Origin of the sequence: Mycobacterium sp. 1245499.0, assembly GCF_001673615.1 — a bacterium.
Classification (GTDB): Bacteria; Actinomycetota; Actinomycetes; order Mycobacteriales; family Mycobacteriaceae; genus Mycobacterium; species Mycobacterium europaeum_A.
This window is the reverse complement of sequence record NZ_LZMG01000403.1, coordinates 1-20,874: the sequence shown is the minus strand read 5'-3', so window position 1 is coordinate 20,874 and position 20,874 is coordinate 1. Positions and strand designations below refer to the sequence as shown.

At 63.4% G+C, this 20,874-nt stretch carries 23 protein-coding genes; all 23 read left to right on the top strand.

Annotation, left to right across the window (positions count from 1 at the left end; genetic code table 11):
• Positions 1–8: 8 nt before the first annotated feature.
• Entirely contained in the window at positions 9–383 is a 375-nt protein-coding gene (locus A5646_RS25215; RefSeq protein ID WP_067025057.1) for a capsid cement protein, read from the top strand.
• A gap of 13 nt (positions 384–396) precedes the next feature.
• The gene (locus A5646_RS25210; RefSeq protein WP_067025054.1) at positions 397–1,296 is read left to right on the top strand and encodes a major capsid protein; all 900 of its coding nucleotides are present in this window, start codon (positions 397–399) and stop codon (positions 1,294–1,296) included.
• An 8-nt stretch (positions 1,297–1,304) separates the two neighbouring features.
• Positions 1,305–1,580, top strand: a complete 276-nt coding sequence (locus A5646_RS25205) for a hypothetical protein (RefSeq protein WP_067025051.1) — start codon at positions 1,305–1,307, stop codon at positions 1,578–1,580.
• Positions 1,581–1,970 carry a Gp19/Gp15/Gp42 family protein gene (locus A5646_RS25200; RefSeq protein WP_067025048.1) on the top strand — a complete coding sequence of 130 codons (390 nt, stop codon included), beginning with the start codon at positions 1,581–1,583 and terminating at the stop codon, positions 1,968–1,970. It begins immediately after the preceding gene.
• Positions 1,971–2,318 carry a hypothetical protein gene (locus A5646_RS25195; RefSeq protein ID WP_067025046.1) on the top strand — a complete coding sequence of 116 codons (348 nt, stop codon included), beginning with the start codon at positions 1,971–1,973 and terminating at the stop codon, positions 2,316–2,318.
• Positions 2,318–2,761, top strand: a complete 444-nt coding sequence (locus A5646_RS25190; protein WP_067025043.1) for a hypothetical protein — start codon at positions 2,318–2,320, stop codon at positions 2,759–2,761. The genes A5646_RS25195 and A5646_RS25190 overlap by 1 nt, the downstream gene beginning before the upstream one ends.
• Entirely contained in the window at positions 2,758–3,174 is a 417-nt protein-coding gene (locus tag A5646_RS25185; protein ID WP_067025039.1) for a hypothetical protein, read from the top strand. Before A5646_RS25190 ends, A5646_RS25185 begins: the two co-directional genes overlap by 4 nt.
• An 84-nt stretch (positions 3,175–3,258) precedes the next feature.
• Positions 3,259–3,861, top strand: a complete 603-nt coding sequence (locus A5646_RS25180; RefSeq protein ID WP_156765703.1) for a hypothetical protein — start codon at positions 3,259–3,261, stop codon at positions 3,859–3,861.
• Positions 3,858–4,217: a hypothetical protein gene (locus A5646_RS25175; protein ID WP_067025033.1), complete on the top strand. Its 360-nt coding sequence runs from the start codon at positions 3,858–3,860 to the stop codon at positions 4,215–4,217. Before A5646_RS25180 ends, A5646_RS25175 begins: the two co-directional genes overlap by 4 nt.
• Positions 4,218–4,333: 116 nt before the next feature.
• The gene (locus A5646_RS25170) at positions 4,334–4,591 is read left to right on the top strand and encodes a DUF5361 domain-containing protein (protein WP_067025030.1); all 258 of its coding nucleotides are present in this window, start codon (positions 4,334–4,336) and stop codon (positions 4,589–4,591) included.
• A 20-nt stretch (positions 4,592–4,611) separates the two neighbouring features.
• A complete protein-coding gene (locus A5646_RS29620) occupies positions 4,612–8,331 on the top strand; it encodes a hypothetical protein (protein WP_197505282.1) in 3,720 nt (1,239 codons plus the stop codon).
• Positions 8,331–9,347, top strand: coding sequence for a hypothetical protein (locus A5646_RS25160; RefSeq protein ID WP_082984844.1), 1,017 nt, complete (start codon positions 8,331–8,333; stop codon positions 9,345–9,347). Before A5646_RS29620 ends, A5646_RS25160 begins: the two co-directional genes overlap by 1 nt.
• Positions 9,344–11,287, top strand: a complete 1,944-nt coding sequence (locus A5646_RS25155) for a hypothetical protein (RefSeq protein ID WP_231998471.1) — start codon at positions 9,344–9,346, stop codon at positions 11,285–11,287. The genes A5646_RS25160 and A5646_RS25155 overlap by 4 nt, the downstream gene beginning before the upstream one ends.
• The gene (locus tag A5646_RS25150; protein WP_067025024.1) at positions 11,284–11,691 is read left to right on the top strand and encodes a hypothetical protein; all 408 of its coding nucleotides are present in this window, start codon (positions 11,284–11,286) and stop codon (positions 11,689–11,691) included. Before A5646_RS25155 ends, A5646_RS25150 begins: the two co-directional genes overlap by 4 nt.
• Complete coding sequence (locus tag A5646_RS25145) at positions 11,691–12,797, top strand: hypothetical protein (protein ID WP_082984843.1); 1,107 nt, start codon at positions 11,691–11,693, stop codon at positions 12,795–12,797. Before A5646_RS25150 ends, A5646_RS25145 begins: the two co-directional genes overlap by 1 nt.
• The gene (locus A5646_RS25140) at positions 12,797–15,118 is read left to right on the top strand and encodes a hypothetical protein (protein ID WP_067025021.1); all 2,322 of its coding nucleotides are present in this window, start codon (positions 12,797–12,799) and stop codon (positions 15,116–15,118) included. The genes A5646_RS25145 and A5646_RS25140 overlap by 1 nt, the downstream gene beginning before the upstream one ends.
• On the top strand, positions 15,099–16,640 hold the full coding sequence (locus tag A5646_RS25135; RefSeq protein WP_231998470.1) for a serine hydrolase: 1,542 nt from the start codon (positions 15,099–15,101) through the stop codon (positions 16,638–16,640). Before A5646_RS25140 ends, A5646_RS25135 begins: the two co-directional genes overlap by 20 nt.
• Positions 16,641–16,652: 12 nt before the next feature.
• Positions 16,653–17,060, top strand: a complete 408-nt coding sequence (locus A5646_RS25130; RefSeq protein WP_067025019.1) for a hypothetical protein — start codon at positions 16,653–16,655, stop codon at positions 17,058–17,060.
• Between the two features lie 415 nt (positions 17,061–17,475).
• Complete coding sequence (locus A5646_RS28550; protein WP_082984841.1) at positions 17,476–17,688, top strand: hypothetical protein; 213 nt, start codon at positions 17,476–17,478, stop codon at positions 17,686–17,688.
• Positions 17,685–18,725 (top strand): hypothetical protein, encoded by a 1,041-nt coding sequence (locus A5646_RS28545; RefSeq protein ID WP_082984840.1) that lies wholly within the window; start codon positions 17,685–17,687, stop codon positions 18,723–18,725. Before A5646_RS28550 ends, A5646_RS28545 begins: the two co-directional genes overlap by 4 nt.
• 17 nt (positions 18,726–18,742) lie before the next feature.
• On the top strand, positions 18,743–19,477 hold the full coding sequence (locus tag A5646_RS25120; protein ID WP_156765702.1) for a hypothetical protein: 735 nt from the start codon (positions 18,743–18,745) through the stop codon (positions 19,475–19,477).
• On the top strand, positions 19,478–19,735 hold the full coding sequence (locus A5646_RS25115; protein WP_067025014.1) for a hypothetical protein: 258 nt from the start codon (positions 19,478–19,480) through the stop codon (positions 19,733–19,735).
• Positions 19,735–20,874 (top strand): N-acetylmuramoyl-L-alanine amidase (locus A5646_RS28540; RefSeq protein ID WP_067025010.1); only part of this gene is annotated, 1,140 nt, incomplete at its 3' end. The genes A5646_RS25115 and A5646_RS28540, both read left to right, overlap by 1 nt.

The following is a 20,874-nucleotide window of genomic DNA, read 5'->3' as shown; positions in this document are numbered from 1 at the left end:
GAGCCATCATGGCCAATGAGTGCATTCCGCACTATCGGCCGGGCGCGGACATCACCGCGGTGACCACCGCCGCTGTGACCGGCAAGACGTTCGTCGACTTGTCCGCAGCACTGACCACGGGCCTGCCGTCCGTGGCCACCGCCACCGCCGCCGGCTTGTCCGTCGGTGTCGCCGCGAAGGACGCCGCGTCCGGCGCCCGAGTGGCTGTGATCCGAGGCCGGGGAACCATCCTCCCCGTGACCGCAGGCGGCACCATCGCCTACGGCGCCGAGGTCGAAATCGGTTCGGGCGGCAAGGCCGTCACCCTCGCATCCGGCAAGGCCCGCGGCCGCGCCTGGTCGGCGGGAACCGCGAACAACGACGTCATCATCGAGCTGTACTGAGAGGGGTTGACTGATGGCTACATTCGAATACCCGTTGGCCGCGCCGACCCTCTCGGGGACGGTAATCAGCATCGACCTGATGCTGCAGGAACCCACCCGGGTTACGCGGTATCTGTCCGACCTGATGCTGAAGGGCTACTTCGCCAACCGCATCTTCACCAACGCGGGCGGCGTGTCCGGTGGTGCTGTGTTGTACGACCAGCTGACCACCAACGACCTGTTCCCCACGCGGGACGTGCAGAACGTCGAGCCTGGGGCCGAGTTCCCGGTCGTCACGTTCGACCGGCTGCAGCCGCTGCTGGCGCAGGTCGAGAAGTTCGGTGGGAAGTTCTTCGTCACCGACGAGGCCCGCGACCGCAACAACCCGCAGATGCTGCAGCAGGGTTCGCAGAAACTGGCCAACGCCATGTTCCGCGGCATCCACCAGCGCGCCCTGGCCGTCCTGGACGCCCAGATCACCGCGCTCAGCACCAACGCGCAGACCCTGGTGGGTCACAACTGGAACGCGGTCGTCACCGCCGGTACGTCGGCGACGTCGGCATCCGGTTACCCGGCAGCGGACTTCGCGGCGGTGCAGCTGCTGGCCGACCAGAAGGAGCTGGGGGTCCAGTTCGATCTGTGGATCGTGAACCCCGCGCAGCTGGCGGCGATCAAGGTGCTGTACGGGTCCACGTGGGACGACGTCCTGCGCTCGTGGGGCATCTCGATGATCGCGTCCAACCTGGTCACTGCGGGCACCGCCTACGTGGTGGCCGAGGGTCAGGTCGGTGAGCAGCGGTTGGAGAAGCCGCTGGGCACCGAGACGTGGCGCGAGCAGGCCACGGAACGCACCTGGGTGCAGTCCTCGGTTCGTCCGGTGTTCTACGTGACCAACCCCTACTCGGTGGCCAAGGTCACCGGCCTCGCCGGCTAGGAGGATTCATGCCCGAGCGCACCATCAAAACCTCGGCGGCCTTCTACAAGAACGAGGACGGCGTGTCCGTCCTCGGGCAGCAAGGTGAGAAGGTCAACGTCCACGCCGACGACGTGGCGCGGTTCGACAAGTTCAACGTCCTGCCGGAACGGTTCATCGATGAACCGGCCGGCATGGACGATGACCTCGTCTACGGCCGCACCGAGGCGGAACTCCGCGAACAGGCGGAGGACGAGAAAGAGGATGAGAAGCCGCGCACCCGCTCTTCGTCAAGGAAGAGTTGAGTGACGGCTTACGCCACCCTCGCCGACCTGGAAGCCCGCTACACCGGCCAGATCGACCCCACGACAGCGGAAACGCTGCTCGATGATGCTTCGTTCTGGCTCGGTGTGTGGGTTCCAGGTCTCGACGCCGCCGTCACCACCAGCAGCGACGTAGCCACGGCTGCGAAGCTGCTGGTGGTGGCGATGGTGAAACGCGCCCTCGCGGCGCAAGCGGTGGATGTGCCTGGCGTGCAATCCATCACGAACTCTGGTGGCCCCTTCAACCAGTCGATCACCTACCGCAACCCCGAAGGCAACCTCTACCTCTACGCGAACGAGTTGGAATCCATCACGTCGCTACTTCGGTCGACCAGGGCTGCTGCGGTGTCGATGAGGTCACCGGGGCTGTAGATGGGGTTCCTGCCCACCCCCTACACCGTCTCCCATGAGGTGTACAGCGGGTCCACCGACTCCGAGGGCTACCCCACAGGGGACGCCTACGCCGACCCGGTGGACCGGGCCGTGTACGGGTGGTATCCGCTGTCCTCGCAACTGAACCCGGCGATGGATTACGACCGGCGTGTCATCACGTCGAAAGTCCTTCAAGTGCCGGACGTCGCCCCGTACTCGGTGCGCGACAAGGTCACTTTGCCGGGGGGAGACGAGTACTTCGTGTCTGAGGACGTGCGGGACTACAACACCGGCCCGTTCGGGTTCAAACCCGGCGGGGAAGTCGTGTTGGAGAAGGTGACCGGCTGATGGCGAAACGCAAGATCAGCGAACACTTTTCGATCGACTTCGGCTCTAACAACCCGGCGTGGCGGGAAATGCGTAACTCCCCTGAAGCCGACGAATACCTCAACCGTGTGGGAGAGGAAACCGTCCGCCGCTGCAACGCGGATCTGCGTGCCGCGCAAGCCAAGCGGGGCCAGCCGGAAGAGGACGGCTACGACTTCACCATCACCCATGGTTCGCGGTCCCGGTTGAACATCTTCCCGGACACCCCGCGGGCCATGGCGCACGAAGCGGTGAATCAAACCATCCTCAAGAACGTCAGCGTCGGCACGGCGAAGGCCGAAGCCCGGCCCCCTGACCGCGAAATCCCGCGCGAGCTGGCGCGGCGGTCCAACGAAGCGCAGGCGCACGCAGGAATCGACCAGCAAGGCAACCCCATTCACAACCTCGACCGGGGCCGGCGATGACCATCCCGATCCTCGGCACCCCCTCCACATACCGGTTGACCCGCAACTACTTCCTGTCTGAGTGCCCTGCCCGGGGGTGGCCGACGAACTTCGATCAGCAGGTGCCGTCCCCGCTTCCGTCCGGCCGCCGATTCTGGACGTGCGAACTGCTCGACACCGTCAAGCCGGAACGGTTCACCAGCTCGCAGCTGCTGCAGCTGCGCTACTACGACCCCAACGGGGCGCGGGCCGAGCAGGTCGCGTTCGATGCGCTCGAGCTGTGGCTGGTGATGCCGTCCTTCGGTCTGGTGCAGGACGTGGAGCGCGCCGGCGGCCCGACCCGCCAGAAGGACCCAGATGTGCCCGACCTTGAGCGGTACCTGATCACCGCCTGGGTCACCGTGATGAACACCAACCCAGTCATCACCCCATAAGAACCTCCGCGGCCTTCACTCGACGGCTGTGTCAAGGAAACGAACCCCCGCCCGGCGGGGGTTTTTTGATGGAAGGAAAAGCCCGTGGCTGCACCAACATTCACTGGGAACGTCAACAACGTCGTTCTGCCCTCCCCGAAGGATCTGCCCTCTGTGGGCGGCATCTACGTCGGACCCCTGACGGCGGCCGTGCCGGACGCGTCGTTCACCATCGCCGCCACCATGAAGCACCTCGGTTTCATCGGCGCCGACGGCTTCGACGACAAGGAAGACCGCTCGGTGAAGGCCATTTACGACTGGGGTGGTGACACGATCGCAAAGCCGCAGGAGAACTTCGGCAAGACGGCGACGTTCACTCTGCTCGAGTTCCTGAACGCGGATGTCGCGAAGTTCGCCTACGGGCAGGCTAACGTCACCGCGACCGCGGCCACCTCAACGCACGGCAACCAGCTGTCCATCGGTGTCACCTCCGACACGCTGGACATGCAGACCCTCCTGGTGGACACCTTCTCGCCGGGCGGCAAGCGGGTCATGCAGTTCTACCCGCTGGGCCGGATCGAGTCGAAGGACACCATGAAGTGGGCCCGCACCGACGTGCTGGCGCACCGGGTGACGGTGTCGTTCCTTCCCGACACCACGGGCCGGTACTGCTACATCCGTACCGACGACGGTCTGCTGTCGGCATGACCGAAACCAAGCCGCGGAAGGCGCCGTCGAAGCTGGCGGCGCCCAAAGCCAAACCGAAACCCGGCGACCCCGATTTCCCGTGGCAAGACGAGTATCCGGGCGAAGAGCTGTTCGTGTTCACCGCCAGCGACGGCACCACGGTCGGTCTGACGAAGCTGGGGCCGAATCGGCGGCCGAAGCCCGGGAAACTCGCCCTGCTCGACGAGCAGAACGACGGCATCAAAGTGCTGTGGTACTTCCTCAAGCTCGCATCGTCCGACACCTCACGCGAGGTGCAGGCCGAGCTCGATGAGGAAGACTACGCCGCGATGTGCCGGCAGTGGGCTGAGTTCGCGGGTATCGAGCTGGGGGAATAGTCGCCCTCATCGGGATCCTCCGAGAGCATCGGGGGCCCGTTGGGGGCGACCTCGCCCGCGCGCACTGGACGTGGGACGACGTCGGCGCCGGTCTGCCCTTCAACCAGTTCACACAGATGGTGGTGTACGCGGCGCCGGGGTCGGCGGTGTACTACGCCACCCACAAGGGGTGGACACGGGACACCTACGCGCTCACCACTCTCATCGAGATCGGTGAACTGCTGTTGTGGTCGAAAACCGAGGACGGCTTGAACAACCGTAACCGTCCCGAACCACGTTGGCGGCCAGGCGATCCCGTACCTGAGCAGAAGCAAGTTGGGACGATCCGCGATTACATGCGGCTAGTGGGAATGGAGGGCGCCGACGATGACTAACACCCTCCGAGGGGACTCTCTTGCCTAGTATCGCTGACCTGTACGTCCAGGTGATGCCCGAGACTTCGCGTATAGCGGATGGCATCGTCCGGGCGTTCCGTGAGGTTGACCCGAAAGCGGCTGAGGCTGGCCGCCGTTGGGGTCAGGAGATTCAGCGGGGCTTGGGTGATGCCCGGGTTGAGTTGAAGGCCGATACGGCGAAGGCGAAGGCCGAGCTTGATGAGGCGTCGAGAAAGCGGGATGCCAAGATTCAGGCCGACGCGGATACCGCGAAGGCTGAGGCGCAGATCGATGCGGTAGCCCGGGACCGCAAAGCCACCATTGAGGTCGACGCGGACACTCTGATGGCGTCTGTGGAACGCGGCATTTCTCAGGTCGGGCCGGCGATGGCCGGGGTTGGAACGCAACTGGCGACATCGCTGGAAGGCGGCGGAGTTCAGGCGTCTTCGTCGGTCGAGAGTTCGTTGTCGTCCGCGATGGGCCCGGTGGGCACGGTGATGGCGACATCGCTGATCGCTGGCGGTGTCACAGCCGCGGCGGGGATCGCGGCCGCGCTGTCCGGGGTTATCGGGCTTATCCCGGCCGGCCTGGGCGGCGGCATCGGCGTCATCGGAACACTCGTCACAGGTCTTGACGGGGTGAAGGACGCGTGGGATGCGGCCGGGAAGGCCGCGGAGTCGTCCGGCAAGGACCAGGAAGAGAAGGCGAAATCTGTTGCGGCGGCGCAGCGGTCGCTGCGCAACGCTGTGTTGGATGAGGCGAATGCGCAGAAGGACGTGGCGAACGCCCGCCGCGACGCCCGCCAGCAGCTCGAGGATCTGAATGTCCAGCTGCGGGGCGGGGTCATCGATGAGAAGCAGGCCATCCTCGACGCCGCGGCCGCGCGGCGTGATCTTGCGACTGGGCGGTTCCGGGATTCGATCGAGTATCAGCAGGCTCAGTTGCGGGTGCAGCAGGCCGACCAGCGGGTCCTCGAGGCGCATGAACGCAACGTGGAGTTGCAGCAGAAGGCCAATGACGCCAACTCGAAAGGCGTTGATCAGTCCGATCAGGTTGTGGCCGCGAACCAGCGGTTGGCGAAGGCGCATGAGGATGTCACTGTCGCGCAGCAGAATCTGACTGAGGCGCAGAACAAGCACTCGTCGACCGCGGATGCGTTCGCGTTGGCGATGGGGAAGCTGTCGCCGAACGCGCAGGCGTTCATCAACACGCTGCAGGGGTTGAAGCCGGCGTGGGAGGCGTTGAAGTTCTCCGTTCAGGATTCGCTGTTCGCCGGGATCGGCCCCGAACTGCAAAGGCTGGCGAGCCAGTACCTTCCCGTGTTGAAGGACGCCATGTCCGGCCTAGCCGGGACGATGAACACGGCGTTTAAGGACATCGGGGCGTGGCTGTCGAAGCCCGAGACGATGGCGCAGATCAAGGAGATCGTCGCCAACATCGGCTCATCGTTCCAGAACTGGGCCCAGTCGATCGTCCCCTTCTCCGAGGCGTTTTTGACCATCACGAAGGTCGGGTCGGGTTTCCTACCGCAGCTGGGAACTGTCATCACCGAGGGCGCCAACGCGTTCAACAACTTCATCCAGCAGGCCGCCAAATCTGGGGAACTGCAGAACTGGATGCAAACGGGTATCCAGGCCATGGGTGAGTTGATCAAGCTGTTCCCGATCCTCGGCAAGATGTTCCTCGACCTCGCGCCGATCGGTGTGCCAGTGCTGCAGACCCTCGGCATGTTGCTGCGGGACTTGGAGCCTCTGTTCCGGATGATCGGTGTCGCTGGCGCCGCATACCAGACCGGGGTGAACCAGTTCTGGGGCGCGATGGGCCGCCTCGGCGACAAGTTCGTGGAGATTGTGAAGGTCGTGTGGCCGCCGCTGCGGACGATGCTGCAGGGCCTCGAGCAGACCTTCTCCCGAGTGTTCGACACCATTGCGAAGGTTGTCGAAAAGGCTTGGAAGATCATCAAACCCATCTTCGATGGGATCAACATCGGCGGCGTCAACGTCAGCAAAGCGTTGAAGGCGTTGAGTCACATTCCCGGCCTGGGTGGTCTGAACCCTGGCGACTCCACTCCGTCTGCGCCGGCCACCTCACCGAACGTGGATGTTCCGTTCGGGTCGGACGGTGCGGCGCTGCCGAAACTGTCGGACCTCCGCGGCGGCGGAACCCCCACCACACCGGGATCCACGCTGCCAAAGCTGTCCGATCTGCGGGCCGGGGCCACGGCGGCGCCAGCGGCTGGTGACTCGCCGCTGGTCGCTGCGCTCAAGGCGAAAGGGTTCAGCCCGCAACTGATTCGGCTGATCCTAGGGTTCAGCAAAGTTGAAGGTAACAACCCGGCCGGCACCCCGACCCTGGGCTTCACGGACGCTCAATTGGGCGGCAAGACTGATTTGCAGTCGCACGTCGATGCATTGGCTCAACAGTTCAAGAACCGGGCAGCTGTCGCGGGGCCCTTCCCCGAGGGCGGTACCGATCAACAGCAAGCTGCGTGGATCGCGAAAGTTGTCGGGCAGTCCGGGCTAGCCTCCGACTGGCAAGGCAATTCCCAGCCGAGGGACTACACCCAGCGAGTTGTGAGTGCGATGGGCACCACTGGGATGCCCCAGGGATTCACACCGTGGTACGGCTCGGGGACATCCTCCATGCCCACCGCCGGCGCTGGCACTTCATCGTATGGCGGGGATGCAACGCTGTTGGCTCACGTCCCGGCCGGCCAGTACTTGCAGACGCAGGCCGCCGACCTACTCAAGGGCATCGGTGACTGCTCGAGCGCGGTCGAAGACCTCATCAACATGATGGACGGCGTATCGACCGCGGGCCGACAGATGTCCACTTCGAACGCCACCCAATGGCTGACCGCCCATGGTTTCGTTCCCACGGACAAGCCCGTCCCGGGCGCGTTCCAGGTTGGATTCAACGACCACCACATGCAGGCAACCCTGCCCGGGGGAACGAATTTCAACTGGGGCAGCGACGCGGCAGCCGCCAACCGTGGGATCGGCGGCACCGGCGCGTGGGATCCGGCGTTCACTCAGCACTTCTACCGCCCCGCCAGCGGCATGCCGAACATCGACGGCACCGTGTACCCGTCGGCGATGATGCCGACCATCGCCTCCCCGGGCGGGATTTCACCGGACGGCACTTACCCGCTGGGCACCCAGAACTCCCCGTTCTATGTGAAGTCGGCGCAGTCATCGGGTGCAGAACAGTTGGGTCAGGACTTCGTGTCCGGCATCGCGGAGGTGTTCGGGTTCGACGGCTCCCTGTTCAAAAACCCCCTCGACTCTGGGTTATTCAAGGGCTTCAAGGGGTTGATGTCGTTCCTCACCGGCGGCGGCAAAGGCGGCGGCCGCGGCCAGGGGATGCCGGCCTCGTATTACCAGGCGGCCGGCGGGGACGGCGCGGCGATGCCGGCGCTCGGCGGCGGTGGTGACCTGTTCGCCGGGTTGGGCGGGATGCTGACCGGGGTTATGCCGCAGCCGTTCGGGCAGATCGGCAAGGGTGGCCCGGCGCAGGCCCCGGATGAGTTCCAGCCGATGCTTCCCGGCAGCGGGGGCAACGCGACGCTGCCCAGCAATTTCACCCCCAGTGGCAATAAGACGGGCGGCCCGCAGATCGACAACAGCATCAACATCGGCACCGTCAACGGCAACCCGGCGAGCATTCACCAAACCATGGTCGACGTCAACGTTCCCCGCGCCCGCCAAGGCGTGAATAGCATCCCGGGGATGAACTTCTGATGGCCGTCAAGCTGATCAAGCAGCAGGAGCAGCACCTGCTCACCGATTGGGATTCCGCGCGCCGGTATCTGCGGATGCCGACCGAAACAACCCGCAACATCTACATCGGCCCGAACAACCTGCGCTGGGACCTCTCCGGACGCAACAAAGGCCGCCAAGGCGCCCGCCTGTCGACGCATCTGCAGGGTGACTACCACCTGCCGATCGACCAACTCTTCACCGAGGGCGCGTATCAGATCGGCGCGACATATGAGCGCACCAACATCCAGAAACGGATCATCAACTTCGGTGTCGTGTTGGGCTTTAATTGCTCGGAGTTGCAGTACCGGGCGATCGAGTCGAACTGGTGGGACTCCTGGCCGGCCGACACCCCCGGCTGGTGGGGACGGTTCACCCCGTTCTCCGGGTGGCGGTGGGCGCAGGTCCAACTGGCGAAAACCGTTGACACCCCGATGCCTTTGGACCCGACCGCGTTCGGTAACAACGGCTTCCAGTGGGACATGCAGATAGTCGCGGCGCAGCCGTGGTGGGCCAAGCGGATGCTCACCGACTCCTTCACCGCGCACGCCGACAGCGTCGCCCTGAACGGCTACGACGAGCAGACCTTCCACATCGCCAACCGCGGAACCATGGAAGCCTGGCCGAAGTTCATGTACACCGGCCCGGGCAAGGCGTGGATCCAGGACGGCATGACCAACAACATGATCGAGCTCCCGCAACTATCGGGGGATGACGGGTATGTGACGGTCGACACCGACCCCTCGGAGCGGACCCTGAAGGGGTCGAACGACCCGACGGACAACCTGTTCTACCAATTCATCCGGCAGTCACGGGTTTTGGATTTCTTCCTGCACGATCTCGAGGCGTTGGGTGAGCCGGTGTGGCGGCGCGCCAACGGGATCCGCTTCCAATCACCCATCCCGCCCAGAACGGTGGCGAACCTGAAGGTTCGGCATTCGCAGCCGGGCGGCCAGGTGATCATCTTCATGCCGCAAAGGTACGCGCGGCCGTCGTGACGAACCCTCTCAACCTCATTCCGAATGCGGTTGGGAACCTCGTCAACGGTCCTTTGGAGTTCACCCGGCACATGTCGGACCAGATGGTCGACTACGTCATCGGCGCGCTGTCCAAGCCACTCCCGGCGCAGGACCCGCTGGCGGCGTACCGCTACAACGAGGCTCGGGCCCGCACCCTGCGTGACGGGTTCCGGCAACGCCCGTTGTTGCGGATGCAGGACAAAAACCTTGAGCAGATCACCGTTATCGGTGGGGAACGCTCCGTGCGGTTTGAGGAGATCGCCACCGACACAGGGGAAGCCGGGATCGTCATCCGCGGCGGCAGCGACCTGGGGGATTTCGTCCGCAACGCCGTGCGGCTTGAGGAAGACCTGCACCTGTCGATTGACATCAACCCGAAACGCCTGTCCTGGAAGACGCGGTGGGGCGGGAAGATCACCACGATCAACGTCAAACGCGACGCTGAGGGCATCCACACCGTCGAGCTGATCGCCTCAGCCCAGCGGGAGCATTTGAAGCACGTTTTGGTGGGAACGACACCGTTCTTCCCTCCGGAGGTTCAGCCGTTGAACCTGTGGATGCTGCCGGCGAACTGCCGGACCGCTTGCATGACAACGCTGTTCATCAACCTGATGCGGCAGTTCGTTCCCGGGTTGTCGACGATCACGAACATCGCGAACCCGTTCCAGTGGCTGAACCCGTTCGGCCCCGATGCGTTGTTGAACATCAACCCGCTGCAATGGCCTATCCAGGTGCAGTTCGTCGACCCCCTGCTGGACCAATCCAGGACGACGGTGTTCACCGGGGCGTGGAACGACTTCCACACCGCCTCACTGGATTCGATGCGCGACGCCGGGGTGTGCGCGCGCGCCTACACCGTGTTCCCCGACGACGTCGACCACCCGCAACCGGAACTGGCGGCGCTGATGCCGCAAACCCGGCTGAAGGACATTCCGATCATCGGATCGCTGGTGCCAGCAGTAGAAGCGTTCCTCAAGAACGGCAACCTGATCGACCTTCCCGACGACGCCACCGTGGCCGATCTCGCCCGCCCCCAACGCCCGTGCGTGATGGTGGCGTTCGAAGACCACTCCGGCTACGCCGGCCCGACCGGTACCGCAGCGGATGGTGTGATCAACCTGTTCGCCTCCACCCTCGACGACCTAATCACGACCACGGTGTTCCCCGTCGACACCGACGACGACGGCGAGGTGGATCCCGTCTTCCGGAAACTCTTCGGTGTCGCACCACCTGATCCGTGGGCTGTGTACCGAGATGGGCAGCACTCCGGGATCATCGAGTCGAACTACACCCAGCACAAGGGACCCGTCAAAACCATCATGACCGGGGGCAAGAGCCCCAAGCTTGTTAACGACATCCAGACCTTCCTAATCAAGTGGGGCCTCTCGCAGCTCCAGACTGTGATCGTCGCCGGGTTCGGCGGCAGTCAAGGTGGGCCGCCGATCGGCGCCGGTTTGGACGAGCTCTACCAAGGGCAGTTGGACAACAAACTCCTTGCCTGGCAACGCTACACAGACCCGCTGCGCGCCCTGTACACCGGTGACCTGGGGTATCTCGAGACTTTCGAGCGCGGCAACGCCGCCTACACGATCAGCGCCATACTCACCCTGCGGCAAGGCAATTTCAAGACCAGGGCGTTCCGGTCATTCAAGACATCGATCCGCCAAAGCGCCCCATACATCCTGTATTACGACATCCTGCTCGATGACCGGGTCGGGTTTGAGCAGGACGGCATCACCTACGTCGACCAGGTACACGCCATCAAGTACGAGTACGACCGCAACAAGCCGATCACCTTCACCTGCTCCGTCGGGGATGACGCCAAAGACCAAGACCCTTTCTCCCAAGGCATCAAGGCCCTGCAGGGGCTGGGCGCGTTGATCGGCGCGGTCGTCGGAATGGACACGGTGTTCGGATGACCGATATTTGCGACGCGATCGACGAAGCCGAAGACCTCGACGCGGCAACAGAACTCGAACAGGCCCGCGCACTCGTCAATGACATCGACATCGCGGGTGAGCAGCTGCAGCAGGACTTCAAATACCCGGTCGATGCGCACGGGCGGGTGATGTTCGTCAACCAGCTCCACCCGGATCTGATGCCCTGCCTGGTGTATCACCTCATCCGCTGCGGGTGGCGTAAAGACAACTCCAAACGGATGGTCAAGCAACGCAAGGTCGTTGGGACGCCGTTCGCTGACCTGGTGGCCTATGTGCCGCTCACCGACCCTGACGAACCCATCGTGGCGCCGCAACCGGAGAAGCCCAAGACCTGGTCGGTGCGGCCGCAAATCAACGAGATCAACGAGAAGAGGCCGGACTGATGCCTTTGCCGATCGGATCCAAAGTCTTGCTGGGACAGTTCGACGCCACCATCTCGGCGTTCGGTGTGATCTCCGACCTCGACACCCCAGACCAGGTTGAGTACACCATCGAAGGGTTCGGCCCCAACGCCCTGCTGTCGACCGCAGCCATCCAAGGTGACCCCGGCCCTCCGGGGAACAACGCCCCATTGGGTAACCGGCAGTTCCCCACATTGGACAGCACCGATGACCTGCCTCAGAACCTGACCGACGATCCGGTTGATATCGGGAAGTTCTGGATCATCCGGGTCTACGACGAAGACGGCAATGAGGTCGGCTCGAACTGGGCCATGTGGAACGGCACCGACTACGAAATCTACAAGGAGGGCATGCCCGGTCAAGTCGGGCCAGTCCCCAAAGTAACCCCCGTCTTCCGGCTCGTCACTGCTGATGAAGCTGCGACGTGGAACACCGTCGATCAGGGCAACGGATACCGGATCACCAAGACCGGCAGCGACGCCTCACCGACATGGACTATTGAGGTCAACCGCGAAATCATCCGCGGCCCTGCCGGTGTCGGCTCCGATTGGAACCTTTACACCGGTGGTGGGGAAGCTGTCGGTGACCTGCCGCAGTGGAACGGGTCGAAGTATGTGCCGACGCCGCTCGAGCATGTGGTGCCGCAGATGTTCACCTTCCCCGAAGGGAACTTCCAGGACGTTCCGCTGGCCTTCGGGACCCGGGTCACCATCGGCACCGCGCTGCTGCCGCCCATCGACCACGACGTGGTGCCGTGGGTGACAGGGCACTTCCGGCTGACCGGTGTGGAGCTCGACACCACCCCGCTGACGATCGGGATTGAGGTGCGGCTGGGCAGCGCCAGCGGAACCTTGGTGGCCCGCGGCTACGGCAACGTCACCGGCTACGTCACGGTCATCCCACACGCATCGGCGGCGTCCAGCCCGAACGACGCCATCACCCCCACCAACGGTCGGGCGGTCATCCCCGCCAACACCACCGGTGAACCAGCCCGCTTGTACGTCAACGCGTTCAACGACGGCGTGGCCGGCATCTACAGCTTCTCCGCCGCCGGCGCTCAGCTGGCAGTGCAGGCGATCCCCGTCTAATGCCACGCGCGGGCGACCCATCACTGGCTGGTGGACTACCGCTCCCACTGTCGCATAACCCGCTGCAGCGCATCAGCTACCAACCCCCAAAGCTCGATGTCAGCGCCGAGGACTTCATCAACGCCGCAATCCAGTGGCTGGAAGACGTGTTCTTCCCGGCAATCAAACAGCTCACCGGTATCGACCTGGAACCGTTCCTCACAGAGCTCCGCGCCCTGACGGGCGGTATCAGCGGCACCGCCAACGACGTCAAGAACTGGCTGCTCGGTTTGCTGACCAACACGTCGCCGCTGAACCCCGCCCAGTTGGCTCAAAACCTCTGGCCGCTAGGCATATTCCCCGACGCTGAATCCATCGCCGGTTCTGACATCTGGGTGTTCGACCCTGATGTCACGCGAACCGAGGGCTCATCTGGGTCCCTGCGCGTCACCGCGGACGGCAGCTTCAAGGCCATCCATGGTGTGCCGACGACTGTGGTGGCGGGCCAGCAGGTCGACACGTCGGTGTTTGTGCGCTGGGCCGGCTACATCGGCACCACGGCACCGATTCAGCTGCAGATCAAGCAGTACAAGAGGCTAGGCGATTCCGTCACCTTCGTTGGCACGGTCACGGTTACCACCCTAGGTCCGACGACGGCCGCGGGCGGATGGGCGGAACTGACGGGAACATACACCGCCCCCACGGACGGGTCGGTCAATGAGATCCGCGGCCGGCTGGTGGTGACTGAAGCCGCAACGGCCGGAACATTCAACTTCGACGACGCCGCAGCGAAGAACAAACTCCTTCCCGAATGGGTGTCCGGGCTACCCGAGGGGTTCCAAAACCTCATCGCCCAGTTCCAGGCCATTGTCGACACCATCCACAACACCCTCACCGGCGCAACGGATTTAGGTCACAGCCTGCCCGAGCTGATCGATGCGTTAAAGGCCATACCGAACGACTTCGTTAGGGGGCTGCTGGGGCCGGGCACCCTCGGCGGGTCATTCCTGGGCCTGGTCGACGCCGTCGTGTCCGGTGCGGTCGGCCAAACCGGAACGGGAGCTGGCCTGCCGGACGTCGAGACCTTCATCGGCCTGATCAGCTCCTGGGCCACCCAAGGCCGATTCGCTTGGGAGCAAGCCGGTATCCGTAACAACCGGCCCGCCGACGCCGGCCTGCTGCCGTCGGAGCGGTCGAACTTCCCACTATCTAGCATCACGACACAGTTCGACATCGTGCCTGGTACGTCGGTGATCGCGTTCGACTACATCGAAGAGAGCATGGCGCTCGGCGTCATCAGTTGGATCGGCTGGGGTGTCACCGGCATCACCGAATTCTACGTGCAGGCCTACCGACTCGACCTCACAACCGGCAACCTCGCGGAGCTGATCCACCAGTCACCCAACATCGTCGGCGTTCTCGAGGGCACCGCCAGCCCAGGCGCTTTCATGTCCTACGAACTGGCCAGCCCGCCCGGCGTTGTGGCCGGTGATCTGATCGCTTACCGATTCATCACCGTAGGCGGTAACCACACCATCCGCGGCCGGGTATCCGGACTGCCGGTCAACAACATCGCGCCGATCGGTGCTCCCGCGGCCACCTTTGCGGTCACGGGCACCGCAGGTACCGCGCCGGCATCGATCGCCAAGTCAGCCCTCACCTGGTCGCAGAACGTGCCGTGGGTCGGCATCGCCGTAGACACGGGTAGCGGCTCGGACCACCGAGACCCGTTCCAGCAAGTCCTCACCGACCCTGCCACTCTCCCGGTGGCAGACTGGTGCGACTACGTGGATGCTGTCGTGGTTACCAAAGGCGGCGACGGGGCGCCGGGCTTCCTTGGGTTGTACGGGAATCCCGGCACGCCAGGCTCATTCACCACGGTCACGTGGGTCCGTGACACTCACTTCACCGGCCCCACGATCATCACTTGGGATGGCGAAAACCTCTCGATCCCAGGCTTCTCAATCGCCGGTGTTCCCGGCGTCAACGGATCAGGCACCCGACTCGCCGTCCTCGGTGCGCCTGTCGGCCCCGGCCCCGGGACCCTTGAGTACAACGGGCTCAAAGCCATCGGCGGCGGCGACCAAACAGCCGTCGGCGGGGCCGGCACAGCCCCCGGCGGGGCAGGCAACGGCGGCACCTGGTTCGGCCTCTACAGCGCAGGCGGCCCAGGCGGGCCCGCCAGGGCGTGGATCCAATTCCGCAAGGATGCACTCCCCGGCGAAACACCGGGCAGCGGCGAGGGCGACACCACCCCACCGAACATCGATGACCTCGACGTCGATATCGAATCCACAAGTAGCACTATCACTCTGACAATCGATGGGGCTGTCGATGCCTAGCGGCCTCAAAGGCTACAACGTCTACCTAGACGGGCAGAAGGTCAACGCCGCCGCAGTGCCGGACGACCAGCCCTTCCCCCTTCAAGGACTCGACTCAGGTACGGACTACTCGGGCCGCATCACCATCACCGCAGTCGACAACGCGGGAAACGAAACCGCACCGATGTCACTCGGCGCGCTTGGGAAATCGGCGGTCACGGACTCTCCCACTCCCTCAGACCTTCTCCCGTTGGAAACAACGAACGCGATCGACGCTCTCGCACTGGCTCAGATCAAACCGAACACCAAAGTCGACGGCGTCCTCGTCGGGGTCTACACCCCCGAAGGCAGCTACTACAAAGCCTACGGCGGTGACCGAACAACCAACTCCCCGTTGACCATCGACGACAAGATGCGCTACGGGTCCATCACCAAGATGTACACCTGCTATCTGGTGTGCAAGGCCATCGATGATGGCTACCTCACATTGGACGACAAACTCAGCACCTACGTCAGCGGACCCGCTTACTGGAACAAGATCACCATCAAGAACCTGATGATGATGACTTCCGGAATCAAGGACTATCTGCAGCAGGACACCACCGTCCAGCAGGCGTACTTCCTGAGCCCCACAACGGTTTTCGACCCGATGCCCTACATAAGGAGCTATCAGCCGCTCTACGAGCCCGGGACTTCCTCGTCGTACTCCAACAGCAACACCGTGCTGCTGGGGAAGATCCTCGAGTGGGTCGACGCGAACCACGGCACCGGCCGCGACATCCGGACCATCATTCAAGAAGACCTGCTCACTCCGCTGGGTCTCACCGAAACTGAATGGCCGACCGGCAATTACATGACCGTCCCCTATTCGCGGGGGTGGTCGGACAACCTGGCGCTGCCCCAAGTACAAGCCACGCTCGGCCCGTTCTTTGGCCTCCTGCAAACAATAGGGCTGCTTCAATCGGTGCTGTCCATAGCCGGGTACGGCAACATCCAAACCACACCCGAGGTGGAGTTCACTGCCTGTAGCACCACGTGGGGTGACGCGGCCGGCGCCTTGAACGGCACTATCGCGGACCTGGTCACGTTCGGCAAAGCGATCGCGAACGGCACGATGCTGAGCCCCGAAATGAAGCAACTCCGAGAAGAAACATTCACCACCTACCTCACCTACGTGCCCGCGCACCCGTGGGAGGGCGGCGGGTGGATGGGATTCGGACTCGGCGTAATCCAGTGGGGCTCTTGGCTCGGCTGGATAGGTAGCCTCGCCGGCTACCACTCCGTGATGTTCGCCAACCCCAATAACGGGGCTGTCATCGCCGCGATCATCAACCACATGACCAGCGGAGACCCCACCTCCCTGTTCTACGAGATCGCCTACCTTCTGTACCCGGAGACCACGGCCATTCAAGGACCGAAGATCCGCGCGTCGGGGATCCCGTCAACGGCACGGGTCGGAACACCAGAGATTTACCAATGGCACGCACCCGGAGACCAAGACGGCAACACCCATGTGCCACAAAAGGTCCCGTTCTACATCTAAGGAGAAACCCCCATGGCGAACGCGCTCTACACCAAGTACCGCGAGAAGGCCCTGCAAGGGCAAATCAACTGGCTCACCGACAACATCAAAGTCGACCTGGTGGATTCCGCGGACTACACGGTGAACACAGCGACACACGAGTTCCTGTCCGATGTCCCCTCCGCGGCGCGGGTCGCTACCTCGGCGAACCTGTCGGCCAAGACAGCTACCGGCGGTGTCGCCGACGCCGCGGACGTGACGTTCCCCGCTGTCACGGGGGATATCTCCGAAGCACTCGTTATATACAAAGACACCGGGACTGACACCACCTCGCCGCTGATCGCCTACATCGACACAGCCACCGGGCTCGCCGTGACCCCGAACGGCGGTGACATCACGGTGATTTGGCCGAATGACGCTGGCCGAATCTTCAGTCTGTAAAAGCTGATGAGCGGATGGTGGGCTGAGCTCTTCCTCACCCCTAGCGGTATCGCATCGACTGCTGTGGTCGGCGAGCCGACGGTGGCGACGGGGATCGTGGTTATCCAGGTCCCCAGCATCCCATCTGTCGCCGCCGTAGGCATCCCAACGGTTATCGGTCCGCCGCAGAACGTTTTACCGATCGGTGTTCCATCAACGATGGCTGTTGGAATCCCCACAGTCACACCAGGTGTAGTCAACATTTCTCCGACCGGTATCGCATCCGCTGCCGCGGTAGGTTCACCGACCCTGGTGCCGGGCCCGGTCACCATCTTCCCGACCGGGATCCCGTCTGCTGCGAGGGTTGGTTCGCCGATTGTCTCCAACGCCGGCCAGGTCCCCTACACCGTCCCATTCCAAATCTAGGAGCATCCAAGTGCCTGAAATTAACGGCAAGCAGTGGACCAAGGAAGAAGTCCACGCAGCTTTGAAAGATGGACGCGTCGAAGAGATTTGGCCGGGAGCCACATTCGTCGACCACGGTGACTACGGGGATTTGCAATTCGCTGACGGATCGTGCGCCGGCATCCGGTTCGATGCACCACCCGAGGCCAAACCGGCCGCCGCTAAGAAGAGGACACGTAAATGACTCTCGCCACGAACTGGGTCGACAACATCGGCATGTTCGTCAACGCCGCCTACCTGAACTCGCTCGGCTCAACGGTCAACGCCAACACTCAGGGCCGCCCCCAAGTCAGCAGCATCACATCGTCGGCGACCCCGGCGATCAACACCGACAACTGCACCCAGTTCGAAATCACCGCCCAAGCCGTGGCGATCACGTCGATGAGTAGCGGGCTGTCCGGCACCCCGGCGGATGGGCAGAAGCTGGTGCTGCGGATCAAGGACAACGGGACGCCGCAGACGATCACATGGGGGGCGAGTTGGCGTGCAGTGGGAACCACGCTGCCAGCCAACACGATCCCCACCGGAACCATCTATGTAGAGGCGCATTACAACAGCGCCGACAGTGTCTGGGATGTACTCACCGTGCGCAAGCAGGCCGTGCCGATTCAGGTGATCGGCTCCAACTCTGTGGGTGCCGCGAACTCGATCGCCTTGCCGACTCACCAGGTCGGCGACCTGATCATCATTTTCGCGTTCACCAACGGCACCACGACACCGCCCACCCCACCGGCGGCATCCGGGACGGTGCCGGCCTGGGTTCAGGTCGATGCCCAAGCAGGAAACTCCTGCGCGGCATCGGTTTATGAGTTTGTCGCGACGGCCACCAACCACACATCTGGAACATGGACGGCCCCCGCCACGGCCGCTATGGCCGCGGTGGTTCTGCGCTATGAGGACCGTCTCGCGGCCGCCCCCTATGGGGGTCACGGGCTGGCTGCCTCCGCCGCGACGACGACTTCCATCGCCACCCCGGCGATCACCCAAAACAAGGTGGATGGCACGTCGAAGTTGCTGTACATGTACGCGCACCGCAACATGTCCGGCTGGGACGCCGCCCCCACGGGTTCCACCCGTATCACCGCAGCGGCCAACATCGCCGGGGTTTGCATCAACAGCAAGAACGACAGCACCTCCGATGGAGCCATCGTCCAAACCATGACGGGCCTGTCATCCACGGGATGCATGGGTGCCTGCTTGGAAATCCTCGCCGCCTCCTAACCAGGAAAGGCCCGCAAATGCATCAGATCAACATTGTGCGTTACGACCGGACTGATCCTCGGCTCGGCCGGCATGTGCATCACGACTCACGATCATTGGATCACGCGTTCCTACCCCGCAGCGTGAAGCCGAAGCGACAGAACACGTTCTGGGACAGTGCGATAGCACCGCTGAACCAAGGCGATCTCGGATCCTGCACAGGTAACGCCACAGCGCAATGGCTGAACACCAATTACGCCAACAACGTTCGGAAGACGACCAACAAGGGCCGGGCGCTCACCGAGAAGAACGCGGTGGAAGTCTATTCTCTGGGCACCACACTGGACAATCAGCCCGGCCAGTACCCCCCCGACGACACAGGCTGTGACGGGCTGTCGGTGGCCAAAGCCGCAGTCAAACTGGGTTACCTCGACAAATACACCCACACGTTCAGCTTCACCGCACTGCAGGCTGCGCTAGAGACCACCCCGGCCATTGTCGGCACCGTGTGGACGAACACGATGTTCAAGCCACACAACGGGTTGGTGAAAGTCGGCCGGCTCACCGATTCCAACATCGCCGGCGGCCACGAATACCTCGCTTGCGGAATCGATTTCACCTCCGAGGTGATTATCTTCCGCAACTCCTGGGGCGACACCGACGCGTGGGATGGCTGCAAGCCGGGAGGCTACTTCGCTATCGGATTCGCCGACTACCAGAAACTGCTCGCGGAGCAGGGCGACGTCACCGTATTGCACGGGAAAGGCCAGTAAATGAAATTCATCGACAACATCGTCGACCGAGCCTTGGACCGCATTGAGCCGGTCATCACCAAGCAGTTGACGGACTTCCGCGCCGACGCCATGACACTGCTGCAAAACGAGCTGCCGAAAATCGCCGGCGCCGTGGCCGAGTCAGCCATCAAGGCTGTTTTCGACCATACGAACATCGATGCGGCAGCAAACGATGTCAGCGCGGTCATCACAGGCATTCTCGGTCAAATCCCGTTCCTGAACGTGCAGAAGCACTGATGACTGCGGCAGAGTTCGCGCCGGCGGTCCTGCAGGCCGGGCGGGATCTGGGCATCAGCCCGAAGGGCATCGTGATCGGGTTCGCCACCGTCTATGTCGAGTCCAACTGGACGATGTACGCCAACGCCAAAGTGCCTGATTCCATGAGCATTCCGCATGAGGCGGTTGGCTCCGATGGTTACAGCGTGGGGCTGTTCCAGCAGCAAGTCGTGATGGGTTCGGGCGGCTGGTGGTGGGGCGACGCCGCGACCTGCATGGACCCATATAAGTCAGCGCAGCTGTTTTTCTCCCGGCTGGCGAAGCTCAACTACAACAGCGACGCCCAATCCCCGGGCTCCTACGCGCAGGCCATCCAGCAGTCGGCGTTCCCTGACCGCTACGACCAGCGCATGGCGGATGCCCAGGCCCTCTACGACCAGATCAGCGGAGGTACCGTGACCACACCCACCCAAGACCCGCGCCTGACCGCGCTGCAAGCCGTACGGCCCGACTTCAATGAGCTCGAGTTCTGGTGTGACAACAACCAAGACCGGGCTGGCACCAAGGTTGACCTGTGGCTGATCCACACTCAGGAGCCGGGCAATCTCACCGATAATGACGCCGCGCTGCACCTGGCGCAGTTCCTCAAATCCACTGAGGGCGGCAGCAACCCGGTCAGCTACCACTACACAATCCGGCAGGCGTCGGACGGCGGCGTCACGGTGTACGACATCGTGGACACCGACCTGGCCAGCTGGTCGGTCGGCAACAGCAACAACCGTGCGATCAACGCCTGCTTCGCCGGCAGCGGCGTGGCTTGGTCGCACGCGGACTGGATGACGCAGGCCAAGGCCATCGACGTCGCGGCTTACCTCGCCGTCCAGGACTGCATCAAGTACGGCATCGACCCCAACGTCATCCCGGGACCGCAGTACGGAAAGAACCCTCCCGGCATCAGCGATCACCGCTACTGCAGCAATTGGCTCAAGGACGGCAACAACCACGACGACGTCGGCGACAACTTCCCGTGGGACGTGTTCTCGGCTGCGGTGGCGAAGTATTGGGCCGCCGCGAATGCTAGTACCACGCCGCCGCCGGGCGACACAGGTGGCGACACGACCCCAGCGGATCCATTTGAGGCATGGGTGGCTGGCGCGACT